The sequence below is a fragment of the Craterilacuibacter sp. RT1T genome (genome assembly GCF_023502145.1).
GTDB lineage: Bacteria > Pseudomonadota > Gammaproteobacteria > Burkholderiales > Chromobacteriaceae > Craterilacuibacter.
In genome coordinates this window covers 252862-265735 of sequence record NZ_JAMFLI010000003.1, presented here as the reverse complement: position 1 = coordinate 265735, position 12874 = coordinate 252862, and the positions used below count along the sequence as shown (strand labels likewise).

At 62.4% G+C, this 12874-nt stretch carries 12 protein-coding genes and 1 riboswitch; of the genes, 7 read left to right on the top strand and 5 right to left on the bottom strand.

Annotation, left to right across the window (positions count from 1 at the left end):
- Positions 1–56: 56 nt before the first annotated feature.
- From M3P88_RS07595 to M3P88_RS07575, 5 genes are all read right to left on the bottom strand, one after another.
- Positions 57–1121, bottom strand: coding sequence for a branched-chain amino acid ABC transporter permease (locus M3P88_RS07595; RefSeq protein ID WP_249615442.1), 1065 nt, complete (start codon positions 1119–1121; stop codon positions 57–59).
- 3 nt (positions 1122–1124) lie between these two features.
- Positions 1125–2012 carry a branched-chain amino acid ABC transporter permease gene (locus M3P88_RS07590; RefSeq protein WP_249615441.1) on the bottom strand — a complete coding sequence of 296 codons (888 nt, stop codon included), beginning with the start codon at positions 2010–2012 and terminating at the stop codon, positions 1125–1127.
- 10 nt (positions 2013–2022) lie between these two features.
- On the bottom strand, positions 2023–2811 hold the full coding sequence (locus M3P88_RS07585; RefSeq protein ID WP_249615440.1) for an ABC transporter ATP-binding protein: 789 nt from the start codon (positions 2809–2811) through the stop codon (positions 2023–2025).
- Positions 2808–4814 carry an AMP-dependent synthetase/ligase gene (locus M3P88_RS07580; protein ID WP_249615439.1) on the bottom strand — a complete coding sequence of 669 codons (2007 nt, stop codon included), beginning with the start codon at positions 4812–4814 and terminating at the stop codon, positions 2808–2810. The genes M3P88_RS07585 and M3P88_RS07580 overlap by 4 nt, the downstream gene beginning before the upstream one ends.
- A 77-nt stretch (positions 4815–4891) precedes the next feature.
- Positions 4892–5740: a 3-hydroxybutyryl-CoA dehydrogenase gene (locus M3P88_RS07575; protein WP_249615438.1), complete on the bottom strand. Its 849-nt coding sequence runs from the start codon at positions 5738–5740 to the stop codon at positions 4892–4894.
- A gap of 143 nt (positions 5741–5883) precedes the next feature.
- On the opposite strand from M3P88_RS07575, the gene M3P88_RS07570 reads away from it, so the two are divergent.
- The 7 genes from M3P88_RS07570 (at position 5884) to M3P88_RS07540 (ending at position 12782) form a co-directional block, all read left to right on the top strand.
- Positions 5884–6291 (top strand): MerR family transcriptional regulator, encoded by a 408-nt coding sequence (locus M3P88_RS07570; protein ID WP_249615437.1) that lies wholly within the window; start codon positions 5884–5886, stop codon positions 6289–6291.
- Between the two features lie 89 nt (positions 6292–6380).
- Positions 6381–7565: an acetyl-CoA C-acyltransferase gene (locus M3P88_RS07565; RefSeq protein ID WP_249615436.1), complete on the top strand. Its 1185-nt coding sequence runs from the start codon at positions 6381–6383 to the stop codon at positions 7563–7565.
- Between the two features lie 27 nt (positions 7566–7592).
- Positions 7593–7701: riboswitch (TPP riboswitch) on the top strand.
- Between the two features lie 118 nt (positions 7702–7819).
- Positions 7820–9688 carry a phosphomethylpyrimidine synthase ThiC gene (thiC, locus tag M3P88_RS07560; RefSeq protein WP_283773148.1) on the top strand — a complete coding sequence of 623 codons (1869 nt, stop codon included), beginning with the start codon at positions 7820–7822 and terminating at the stop codon, positions 9686–9688.
- 3 nt (positions 9689–9691) lie between these two features.
- Positions 9692–10750, top strand: a complete 1059-nt coding sequence (locus M3P88_RS07555; RefSeq protein ID WP_249615435.1) for an FAD-dependent oxidoreductase — start codon at positions 9692–9694, stop codon at positions 10748–10750.
- 11 nt (positions 10751–10761) lie between these two features.
- Entirely contained in the window at positions 10762–10980 is a 219-nt protein-coding gene (thiS, locus tag M3P88_RS07550; RefSeq protein WP_249615434.1) for a sulfur carrier protein ThiS, read from the top strand.
- Positions 10981–11772 carry a thiazole synthase gene (locus M3P88_RS07545; protein WP_249615433.1) on the top strand — a complete coding sequence of 264 codons (792 nt, stop codon included), beginning with the start codon at positions 10981–10983 and terminating at the stop codon, positions 11770–11772.
- Positions 11773–11774: 2 nt separating this feature from the next.
- On the top strand, positions 11775–12782 hold the full coding sequence (locus M3P88_RS07540) for a thiamine phosphate synthase (protein ID WP_249615432.1): 1008 nt from the start codon (positions 11775–11777) through the stop codon (positions 12780–12782).
- Positions 12783–12874: the final 92 nt, after the last annotated feature.

Genomic DNA, 12874 nt, shown 5'->3' with positions numbered 1-12874 from the left:
TAAGTAGTGGGCCTGCGGGTACTGCTTAAACAAAGTCGGTGTGATGGCCTTGCCGCTTAGTGCGGGAAGGGCCATAAGCGCAGTTTTTCCTTGCTGATCTGCCACAGGCGGGCCAGCCCCAAAGGCTCGACCGCCAGAAAGAAAATAATCAGCGCACCGAAAATCATCATTTCGAGGTTGGACATGAACTGCGAGCTCACTGCGCCGTGCAAGAGCTGGCCGGCCAGATTGAGCAGCACCGGCAGCAGCACGATAAAGGCCGCCCCCAGGAAGGCGCCGAGGATGGAGCCGACGCCGCCGATAATGATCATGAACAGGATCTGGAAGGAGCGGTTCAGATCGAAGGCCTGCGCATCGACCGTGCCCAGAAAAACGAAGGCATACAGTGCGCCCGCCACGCCGCAATAAAACGAGCTAATGGCAAAAGCCAACAGTTTGGTGCGCAGCATGCGTATGCCTATCACCTCGGCTGCCACGTCCATATCGCGTATCGCCATCCAGGCCCGGCCCAGGCTTGAGCGCACCATATTCTTGGCCGCCAGTGCCATCTGCGCGACGATGGCCAGTGTCAGCAGGTATTTCTCGGCCGGCGTATCCAGCGTCATGCCGAATACGGACAGTACCGGCGAACTGATCACCCCCGAACTGCTGTCATTGGAGAACCAGGGGAACTTGGTAAATACCCACTCCACCAGAAACTGCGCGGCCAGCGTGGCAACCGCCAGATAAAAGCCCTTGATGCGTAAAGAGGGCAGGCCGAACAAAATGCCGACCAGCGCCGCGCTCAAGCCGCCCAACACCAAGGCCAGCAAGAGCGGCATGCCCGGCACGCGCAGCATAAAGTTGTATGTGGCGTAAGCGCCCACCGCCATAAAGGCCGCCGAACCCAGCGATAGCTGGCCGGCGTAGCCGGTGAGCAGGTTCAGCCCGAGCGCCGCCAGCGACAGCACCAGAAACGGAATCAGGATGCCGGACAGCAGGTAATCGCTGGCCAGGCCCGGTACGGCCACAAAGGCGAACAGCAGCAGGGCAATAATAAAGATGCGGTCCTGGCGGATAGGCAGGATGGCCGAATCGGCGGCGTAGGAGGTCTTGAATTGACCGGCTTCACGATAGAACATGGCTTAGACCCTTTCGATGTGTTTTTCGCCGAACAGACCCTCGGGGCGCACCAGCAAAAACAGCAGCGCCAGCACATAAGGGAACCAGTTTTCGATACCGCCGGACAGAATCGGCCCCAGATACACTTCGGCCAGTTTTTCACCGGCACCGATGATCAGGCCGCCGATAATCGCGCCGGGCACCGAGGTAAATCCGCCCAGAATCAGCACCGGCAGTGCTTTGAGCACCACCAGCGTCAGCGCAAACTGCACGCCAAGACGCGAGCCCCACAGCAAGCCGCACACCAGCGCCACAAAGCCGGCCACACCCCAGACGATGGCCCAGATCTGTTTTAACGGAATGCCGACCGACATCGCCGCCTGATGGTCGTCCGCCACCGCACGCAGCGCCCGGCCCAGACGGGTTTTGTTGAAAAACAGCGCCAGCGAACCGACCAGAACGGCACAGATAGCAGCGGCAAACACATCGAAACTGGAGATAAACACCCCGCCCACATCAAAAGGCTCGTCGTTAAAGCCCAGATTCAGGCCATGCACATCGGCGCCCCACAGCATCTGCGCCAGACCTTCGAGAAAGAAGGCGAGACCGATGGTGGCCATAAACAGCGAGATCGGTGGCTGGTTGACCATGGGGCGCAGCACGACGCGCTCGATGGCCAGACCCAGCGCCACCATAACCACCAGCGTGATAAAGAAGGTCAGCCAGAACGGCACGCCCATGGCCTGAATGGAGACAAAGGTCAGTGCCGCGAACAGCACCATCGCGCCCTGGGCAAAGTTGAAGACGCCGGAGGCCTTGTAAATCAGGACAAAACCCAGTGCCACCAGCGAGTACATCACGCCGGCGAGCAAGCCGCCGACCAAAACTTCGGTAAAGAAAAGCCAATCCATACGGGTCTCCTTAGTGGCGGGTGCCGAGATAGGCGGCAATCACATCGGGGTTGTTGCGTACATCGTGCGGGGTGCCGTCGCCGATTTTCTTGCCGTAATCGAGCACGATGACGCGGTCGGAGATATCCATCACCACCCCCATATCGTGCTCGATCAGGACAATGGTGGTGCCGAAGGCATCGTTGATATCGAGGATGAAGCGGCACATGTCCTGCTTTTCCTCCACATTCATCCCGGCCATCGGCTCGTCCAGCAGCAGCAAGGTCGGCTCGGCCGCAATGGCGCGCGCCAGCTCCACCCGTTTTTGCAGTCCGTAGGGCAGGCGACCGACCGGGGTCTTGCGTATCGCCTGGATCTCGAGAAAGTCGATGATGTGCTCGACCTTTTCGCGCTGGGCCATCTCCTCGCGCTGCGCGCGCCCCCACCACAAGGCCTGCTGCAAAAAATTGGCATGCATCTTCAGGTTGCGGCCGGTCATGATGTTGTCCAGCACGCTCATGCCCTTGAACAGCGCAATATTCTGGAAAGTGCGCGCGATGCCCATGCGCGCCGCCTCGTGCGGATGAATGGCCCCGCGCGGCTTGCCGCGCCAGGTCACCTGACCCTGCTGCGGGTGGTAGACGCCATTGATGACATTCAGCATCGAGCTTTTGCCCGCGCCATTGGGGCCGATAATGGACAGCAGCTCATGCTCGCGTACATCCAGGCTGATATCGGTCAGTGCCTTGACGCCGCCAAAAGACAGCGAAATGTTTTCGGCGGCCAGAATGACATCGCCGGTCTTGTGTTGCGGATTCATGCGGCCTCCCTGGCATCGCTCAGGTTTTTGCTGGATGGGCCCGTCAGGGGACGGTGCTCGGGAAAGGTGGCCACATCCATGATATTGAGGGTGGCGCAGATGCGGCCGCTGCGGCCGTCTTCGAACTTGACCTCGACATCGATGGTCGACGCAGGCGAGCCGTCGTACAGGGCATGGATCAGGCTGCTGTAACGTTCGGCAATAAACTTGCGCTTGACCTTGCGGGTGCGCGTCAGCTCGCCATCGTCGGCATCCAGCTCTTTATGCAGCACCAAAAAGCGCTTGATCTGCGAGCCGGCCAGGCGCGGGTCGCTCGCCAAAGAGCGGTTCATTTTTTCGATGCACTCGCGCAGCAGCGCATAAACCGGCGCTTGCGCCGCCAGATCGGTGTAGCCGGTGTAAGCCATGCCGCGCTTTTCAGCCCAGCTGCCCACCGCGCTCAGGTCGATATTGATAAAGGCCGTGGCAAAATCACGGCCATCACCAAAGGCCACCACCTCCTTGATGTGCTGGAAGAATTTGAGCTTGTTTTCCAGCAGCTTGGGCACGAACAGGCTGCCATCGGACAGGCGGCCGACATCCTTGGCGCGGTCTATGATCTTGAGCTGGCCGTCATCGTCGAAATAGCCGGCATCCCCGGTATGCACCCAGCCGTCCGCCGTGCGTGTGTCCGCCGTCGCATCCGCACGCTGCCAGTAGCTATGGAAGGTGCCGGGGCCGCGAAACAGGACTTCGCCACTGTCGGAAATCTTGACTTCGACCCCGGGTGCCGGAACGCCAACCGTATCCGGCCTGACTTTGTCGTTAGCCTGTACGCAGACCATCACATAAGCCTCGGTCTGGCCGTAGAGCTGCTTGATATTGATGCCGATGGCGCGAAAGAAGTCGAATAGCTCGGGGCCGATGGCTTCGCCGGCGGTATAGGCCAGCTTGAGGCGGGAAAAACCCAGTACATTCTTGACCGGGCCATAGACAAGCGCCTCGCCCAGGCGGTAGCCGACGCGATCCCAGAAGCCCACCGGCCGGCCCTCCAGAATATCGGTGCCGACCCGGCGCGCATGCTCCATAAAATAGTGGAACAGGCGGTGCTTGATCGGGCTGGCATCCTCCATGCGTATCATGATCTGGGTCAGCAGATTTTCGAACACGCGCGGCGGGGCGAAGTAATACGTCGGGCCGATTTCCCTTAGATCGGTCATCACCGTGTCGGACGACTCGGGGCAGGCGACACAAAAGCCGGTGACCAGCGACTGGGCATAGGAAAACAGGTTGTCGCCCACCCAGGCCATGGGCAGATAGGCCAGCACCTCTTCATCTTCGGTCAGCCCTTCCAGCAGGGCGGCATTGCGTGCCGTAGTCACCATGCTGCTATGGGTGTGCACCACGCCCTTGGGCGTGCCGGTGGTGCCCGAGGTGTACAGCATGATGGCCATATCCGCAGCCTGGCTTTGTGCGACCAGTTCGGTAAAGCATTGCGGCCTGCTATCGTTCAACACCCGGCCACTGCCCAGCACTTCGGCGATGTCGTGCAACTTGTCATTCCGATAATGGCGCAGGCCGCGGGCGTCGTCATAGACAATGTTTTCCAGTTGCGGACACTGCGCTTCGACTTCCAGCAGCTTGTCCACCTGCTCCTGATCTTCCACCACGGCAATTTTCGCGCCGGCATCGGCCAGTACAAAGGCCATTTCGCTGGCAATGGCATCCTGGTAGAGAGGAACGGGAATGGCGCCCAGACACTGGGCTGCCAGCATGCACATATACAGACGCGGACGGTTGTCACCGATAATGGCCAGGCGGTCGCCACGACCCAAACCCAGCGCTTGCAGGCCTAAAGCCAGCGCGCGCACCTCCTGCTCGACATCATGCCAGCTCAGCGTTTGCCAGATGCCCAGATCCTTTTCCCTTAAGGCCGGGCGCGTCGGGCGGACCCGGGCGTGATGCAACAGATACTTGGGGAAGGTGTCCGGCAGCGCCTGCTGCGGGGTGGACGCGATTTCCATGTCTTTGTCTCCTCATGCCCACTCGCATACGTGGCGGCGCGGGTCTCTGGGTGGTGGAAGGTTGCGGAAAAAACAGCTTAATAAGGGTAAAAGCCGTGCCCGCTCTTGCGCCCCAGCTGGCCGGCGGCGACCAGTTGCACCAGCAAGGGGCAAGCGCGGTATTTGCTGTCGCGAAACTCGGCGTGCAGGATGTCCATGATGGCAAGACAGGTGTCCAGCCCGATCAAGTCCGCCAATGCCAAGGGGCCGATCGGGTGGTTCATGCCCAGCTTCATCACCGTATCCACATCGGCAGCGCTGGCAATGCCTTCATATACGGTGAACGCCGCCTCATTAATCATCGGCATCAGGATGCGGTTGGAGACAAAGCCCGCACCGTCCTTCACTTCGACCGGGGTTTTACCCAGCGTGCGCGAGAGTTCCATCACGGTGGCACACGTGGCGTCGCTGCTTTGGCGCGCACGGATCACTTCAACCAACTGCATCAGCGGCACCGGGTTCATAAAGTGCATGCCGATGACCCGCTCCGGGTGGGAGACCCAGGCCGCGATACGGGTGAGTGAAATGGAGGAGGTGTTGGACGCCAGCACGGTCTGTGGCGACACGATGGCATCGAGCTGGCGGAAGATCTGCTCTTTCAGCGCCAGATTTTCGCTGGCGGCCTCAATCACGATCCGGACCGAACGCTGGCTATTCAGATCGGTACTGCCATGGATGCGCGCCAGAATCGCATCGATGGCGGATTCGGCCAGCAGGCCTTTTTGCGCCATACGCGACAGGCTGTGGCGTATGGTGGCAAGGGCGCTATCGAGGGCGTCTTCGCTGACATCGCAAAGCCTGACTTCAATGCCGTGCATGGCCAGCGTCTGGGCGATGCCGTTACCCATGGTGCCGGCGCCAATCACGCCTGCCGTGCTGATGTTCATTAGGAGTTCCTCCGGTCGCTTGCCTGTTTGCCACTTCAAATTAATTGCCGTTTACGTTAACGTCAACATGCTTTTGTGTTATCTTGACGCTAACGTTAAGCGCTGTTGTTTTAGATACACACCTGGGTAAAGGGAAAGCACCGATGAAACAAGTGGCACGCAAGACCACCTTCAGCATCAGCGAACTGGCCGATGAGTTTGATATCACCACCCGCGCGCTGCGCTTTTACGAGGATCAGGGCCTGCTCAGCCCCAAGCGCGACGGGCAGCGGCGCATCTATACCCGGCGCGACCGCGTGCGACTGTTGCTGACGCTACGCGGCAAGCGCATCGGCTTGTCGCTACAGGAAATCCACGAGTTGTTCAGCCTGTATGACGCGGCCAGCGACGACGAGCCGCAGCTGATGGAATTCGTGAAAAAACTGGAAAAACGCGAGCAACAACTGCGCACGCAAATAGACGATATCCGCCTGGTGCTGGGTGAAATCGGCCAGCTCAAGGCGCAATGCGAACACTTTATGGCGCGGCGTACCGGTAATGTGCCGGCCTGACGCCCCGCAAACAGACGATGAAGCCAGCATTACTCATGGTTTATGACCATCATGCGCGGCATGGGCCGCAAGACAACAAGGAGACCACAATGCAGCAAGACCCTATCGTAATAGTCGGCATGGCGCGCACCGCCATGGGGGGCTTTCAGGGCATGTTTGCCGGACAAAGCGCGAGCGAATTGGGCGCAGTGGCCATTCGTGCGGCCGTTGCGCGCGCAGGTCTTGCGCCGGAGGCTGTAAACGAAGTCATCATGGGTAATGTGCTGGGCGCAGGCCAAGGCCAGGCACCGGCACGGCAGGCCTCGCGCGGCGCCGGCTTGCCGGACGCCGTCAATTGCACCACGCTGAACAAGATGTGCGGCTCGGGCATGAAAGCCGTGATGCTGGCGCACGATATGCTCAAGGCCGGCTCGGCCGATGTGATGATTGCCGGCGGCATGGAGAGCATGAGCAATGCGCCCTATGTCGTGCCCAAGGCGCGCAGCGGTTTCCGCCTTGGCCATGGCGAAATCAAGGACCATATGTTTCTTGACGGGCTGGAGGATGCTTACGACAAGGGTAAGCTGATGGGTGTCTTTGCCGAGCTGTGTGCCGACCAATACGGTTTTAGCCGCCAGGCGCAAGACGCTTACGCCATCGAGTCGCTGATGCGCGCTCAGGCTGCGGTCGAAGCCGGTGTTTTTGCCGCGGAAATTGCACCGGTCACCGTCGCCAGCCGCAAGGGCGAGCAGGTATTGAGTGTGGACGAACAGCCGTTAAAAGCCAGCGCCGACAAAATCGCCACGCTCAAGCCTGCGTTCAAACAGGAGGGTACAGTGACGGCCGCGAACGCCAGCTCCATCTCGGATGGCGCGGCCGCGCTGCTACTGATGCGCCAAAGCGAGGCCATGGCACGCGGCCTCAAGCCGCTGGCACGCATTGTCGCGCATGCCACCCACGCGCAGGAGCCAGCCTGGTTTACCACGGCACCGGTTGGCGCAATCCAGAAGCTGCTGGCCAAGACCGGCTGGGATGTGGCCGATGTCGACCTGTTTGAAGTCAATGAAGCTTTTGCCGTGGTCGCCATGGCAGCGATGCAAGAACTTGATCTGCCACACGACAAGGTCAATATCCGTGGCGGCGCATGCGCGCTGGGGCACCCGATTGGCGCATCCGGTGCGCGCATTCTGGTCACGCTGGTGTCGGCCCTGCAACAAACTGGCGGCAAGCGCGGCGTAGCCAGCCTGTGCATAGGCGGGGGCGAAGCCACCGCACTGGCACTAGAACTTGCTTGACGGTTATGCCTAACAACTAGAGAATGCCAACTCGCTCCGGGGTGCAGGGCCGCAAGGCCTAGCTGAGATGGTAACAACCGAACCCGATGGACTTGATCCGGATAATACCGGCGTAAGAAGAGCAATGGCTGCGGATGCCGACCCTGCTAAGGGTCGGCATCCGCTAGCGAACACAGGCGGGTCGATGCCTGCGTTCGCTGTAGCGCCAGTTTGCCTGCCTCCGGAGCGTTGACAACAACGTAGCCGAGGCCCAGATGAACGCACCCGACCGTTTTACCGCCATGCTCGCCGCCACCTGCGAGCCGCTTCCCGCCTCCAGCAAATGCTACACCGCCGGCAGCCAGCCCGATATCCGTGTGCCACTGCGCGAAATCGCGTTATCCAATGGCGAAAACATCGCGCTCTACGACACCTCCGGCCCCTATACCGATCCTGCAGCCCAGATTGATGTACGTCATGGCCTGGATGCCATGCGTGCGCCGTGGATCGCGGCGCGTGGCGACACCGAAGCTTACGCCGGGCGTATCGCTGACGCGCGGGACGACGGTTCGCGCGACGAAGCATCGCTTGCACGCTTGCGCGAACTCTCTGCCGGCCTGCAGCGCACACCGCGCCGCGCCAAGGCCGGCACCAATGTCAGCCAGATGCATTACGCGCGGCGCGGCATCATCACCCCCGAGATGGAATACGTGGCGCTGCGCGAGAACGGCAAGCGCGAATGGATGCGCGAGTATCTGGGCGACGCCGAGCGCGAAGCGCGGCTGGCCGGCAATGCACTGGGTTTTGCCATGGCACGCGAGATCACCCCCGAGATGGTGCGGGATGAAGTAGCGCGCGGGCGGGCGGTGATCCCAGCCAATATCAACCACCCTGAACTGGAGCCGATGGCGATCGGCCGCGCCTTCAAGGTCAAGATCAACGCCAATATCGGCAACTCGGCCGTGACCTCGTCTATCGAAGAAGAAGTGGAAAAGCTGGTGTGGTCGACACGCTGGGGCGCGGACACGGTGATGGATCTTTCCACCGGCCGCCATATCCACACCACGCGCGACTGGATCGTGCGCAACTCGCCAGTGCCGATCGGCACCGTGCCGATCTATCAGGCGCTGGAGAAGGTCGGCGGCATCGCCGAGGATCTGAGCTGGGACATTTTCCGCGACACGCTGATCGAGCAGGCCGAGCAGGGGGTCGATTACTTCACCATCCACGCCGGATTGCGTCTGGCCTATGTGCCGCTGACCGCGCGCCGGCGCACCGGCATCGTCTCGCGCGGCGGCTCCATCCTAGCCAAGTGGTGCATCGCCCACCATCGCGAAAACTTCCTCTACACCCACTTTGAAGATATCTGCGACATCATGAAGGCCTATGACGTGACCTTCTCGCTGGGCGATGGCCTGCGCCCCGGCTCGCTCTCCGATGCCAACGATGCGGCACAGTTCGCCGAGCTGCGCACCTTGGGTGAGCTGACCCAGGTGGCGTGGAAGCACGAGGTACAAACCCTGATCGAAGGGCCGGGCCATGTGCCGATGCACATGATCCAGGCCAATATGGACGAGCAGCTTAAAGTCTGTGCCGAGGCACCGTTTTATACGCTGGGGCCGCTGACGATAGATGTGTCGCCCGGCTACGACCATATCGCATCTAGCATAGGCGCGGCGATGATAGGCTGGATGGGCACGTCCATGCTGTGCTACGTCACGCCCAAAGAACATCTGGGCCTGCCCGATCGCGATGACGTGAAGCAGGGCCTGATCGCCTACCGCATTGCTGCCCATGCCGCCGATGTGGCCAAGGGCCACCCCGGCGCGCGCGCGCACGACGACGCAATGAGCCGCGCCCGCTTCGAGTTCCGCTGGGAGGACCAGTTTGCGCTGGCGCTCGACCCGGACACCGCGCGTGCCTATCACGATGCCACCTTGCCGGCAGAGGGTGCCAAGACCGCGCATTTTTGCAGCATGTGCGGGCCGAAGTTCTGCTCGATGAAAATCACACAGGAAGTACGCGACTACGCGGCCAAGCTTGGGGTCGGCGACGAAGAGGCGCTCGCACGCGGCATGGCCGGAGAGTCGCAGCGTTACGAGGAGGCGGGGCGCCAGCTCTACATCCCGATCGCAAAGGACTGAGCCATGGCAAAGCTTGGCATTGCCGGCGCGGGTGTTGCCGGCCGGCTGCTGGCTTACCAGCTGGCGGCACGCGGGCATAGGGTGACGGTATTCGACCCGGCGGCCGGCCCCGAACCGGTGGGCGACGGATCCGGCGCCGCCGGCTTTACCGCGGCAGGGATGCTCAGCCCGCTGGCCGAGCTGGAACACGCGCCGCCCGAAGTGGCGCAGCTGGGCGCGCGCTCGCTGCCCTTGTGGCAGCAGGTAGCCGCCGCGCTGGCCGCAAGGCTTGAGACACGGGCGGACAGCTATCTGCGCTGCGCCGGCTCCTTGCTGCTGGCCCACCCGTCCGACACGGGCTCAGCTCAGCGCGTGCTCGCAAGGCTTAAGCTCGCGCCGGCGCTGGCGCCCCGGCTGGCCTCGCCGCAGGCTTTGAGTGCGGCCGAGCTTGGCGTGCTGGAGCCCGAACTGGCACCGGGCATGCATGCCTGGCTGCTGGCAGGAGAAGGGCAGGTGTTTCCCTATGCGCTACTGCCGGCGCTGGCAGCGGCCAGCGAGGCTGTTTGGTGCTGGGGCGCGCGCGTGAGCCGGCTCTCGCCGGGACGGCTGACGCTGGCCGATGGTGCCGAGCACGCGTTTGACTGGGTGGTCGACAGCCGCGGCCTGAGCAGTGCGGATGCGCTGCCGCTACGCGGCGTGCGCGGCGAGGTGCTGTGGCTGCATGCGCCCGGCGTAGCGCTTCATCGCCCGCTGCGCCTGATGCACCCGCGCCACCGCGTGTATATGGTGCCACGCCCGGGCGATGTGGTCGTGGTAGGTGCCAGCGAGATCGAAAGCGCCGACCGCTCGCCAGTCAGTCTTAGAAGTGCGGTCGAGCTGATGGCCGCGGCCCACAGTGCGATGCCGGCACTGGCCGAGGCGCGCATTCTGCATCTGGAAACCAATCTGCGCCCGGCCTTGCCCGACAACCTGCCGCTTACCCACATCGAGCCGGGCCTGATCAGGCTTAACGGCCTGTTTCGCCATGGCTGGCTGATGGCACCGGCGCTGGTCGACGATGCGATCGCGGCGGCCGGACTGTAAACACAAAGGACATGATGAAACCCGATCAAATCAGCGTGCGCCTCAATGGCGAGGCGCTCGAAGTCGCCCGTGGCAGTTCCTTAGACGCACTACTGGCGTCCCGTAACATCGCCGCAGACAGTATGGCCAGCGCGCGCAATGGCGAATTTGTCGCCCGCTCGGCGCGCAGCGCCTGTCTGCTGGCCGACGGCGACGAAATCACTTTATTTATGCCCATCGTCGGAGGCTGAATGGATACCCTGCATCTTTACGGAACACACCTTCACAGCCGGCTGTTGCTCGGCAGCGCCGGCTACCCTTCGCCCAGTGTACTTGCCGAGGCGATTGTCGCCTCCGCCACCCAGGTGGTGACCGTCGGACTCAAACGCACCCTGGCCGGCGATGGCGATAACGGCTTTTTGCAAGGCGTGCTGCAGACGCTGCGCGCGCAAGGGGCGCGCTTGCTGCCCAATACCGCCGGCTGCCGCAGCGCGCGCGAAGCAGTCCAGCTTGCGCGCATGGCGCGCGAACTCTACGACACGCGCTGGATCAAGCTGGAAGTAGTAGGGGATGAATACACGCTGCAGCCTGACCCGTGGCAGCTGCTGGAAGCGGCGACCATCCTGATCGCGGAAGGCTTCCAAGTGTTTCCCTATTGCACCGACGACTTGGTGTCCTGCCAGCGGCTGCTGGATGCCGGCTGTGAAGTGCTGATGCCCTGGGGCGCACCGATAGGTTCGGGGCAGGGCCTGCTCAATCCCTGGGCCTTGCGTACCTTGCGCGAGCGCCTGCCGGACACGGTGCTGATCGTGGATGCCGGCATCGGTGCGCCTTCGCATGCCGCCGCAGCGATGGAGCTGGGCTTCGATGCGGTGCTATTGAATTCGGCCGTCGCCCACGCTTCCGACCCGGCCTTGATGGCACAGGCTTTCGGTCAGGTGGTAGCGGGGGCGCGTGCCGGCTACCGCGCCGGCATCATGGCGCCACAGGCGATGGCGGTCGCCAGCACCCCGGTCACCGGCCGCCCCTTCCTGATTGGATAGCCATGCAAATACTGGAGATGAGCGAGGCCAGACGGCAGACAGCAACACAAGCGCTGCCTGTCTGGGCCAGGCGACAGGGCAGGGCGCTGTGGCTAATCGATACGGCAAACGGACAGGACTGGCTGCAAACGCCCGAGGCCAGCGGCTATCTGGTCGCAGGTGCCGGCGGCACAATCAAGACGCTACAAGGTGCTTTTTTACAGGCAAGGGCGGCGGGGCATGGCATGGCCGATGCGGCGGTGCTGGCTTCGCTAAGCGTGCGCGGGCGCTTGCCGCAGCTGGGCCTGGGCGAAGCCTTGCCTTGGACGTGCGAGGGCGTGCGTTTCGCCCCCTTTAGCGCGCAAGGTGCGCTTTACGGCATTGTGGCCGACACAGACAGTTTGCAAAGCGCACTGGCCGCTGGCCTGCGCCTGGTACAGTTGCGTGCCAAGCGCCCCCTGGCAGAGCAGGAACTGATGCAGGCGCTGGCGCTGGCAGCAAAACATGGTGCCCAACTGCTGATTAACGATGACTGGCCTGCGCTATTAGCCATCGAAACAGAAGACGCGCATCCCGGCCTGCATCTGGGTCAGGAAGATCTGGCGGCGCTGCCTGCGACAGCTATGGCGGCGCTTAAGGCAAAAGGACGGCGTTTGCTGCTGGGCTTGTCCAGCCATTGCCCGTGGGAGCTGGCGCGTGGCGCCGGCTGCGGCGCAAGCTATATCGCCTGCGGGCCGGTCAAACCCACGACGACCAAGACCATGCCGTGGCAAGCGCAAGGGCTGGACAATCTGGCGTGGTGGGTCGCGCATGCGCCGGCACCGGTCGTGGCCATTGGCGGCTTGCTGACGCCGGGCGATGTGCGCTGGGCGGCAGGCGCAGGGCCGGCTGCGGTGTGCGTGGTGCGCGGGCTGGGTGAAAGCCCCGAGGCGATGCCGTATGCAATTAAAGCCCTACAGCAGGCGCTGGCAGCATCACCTTGCGAACCTGCGCCAGTGCCGGGCTGGCCGCACCCGGCACGACCATCCTAGTTGTCGGGTCCTAGACAATTGGATATCCATTCGCCGCTCCCCACACTTCTTCGCTCGGGATGGTTTGGGTAAGCGGCAACAGTCCATTGTCG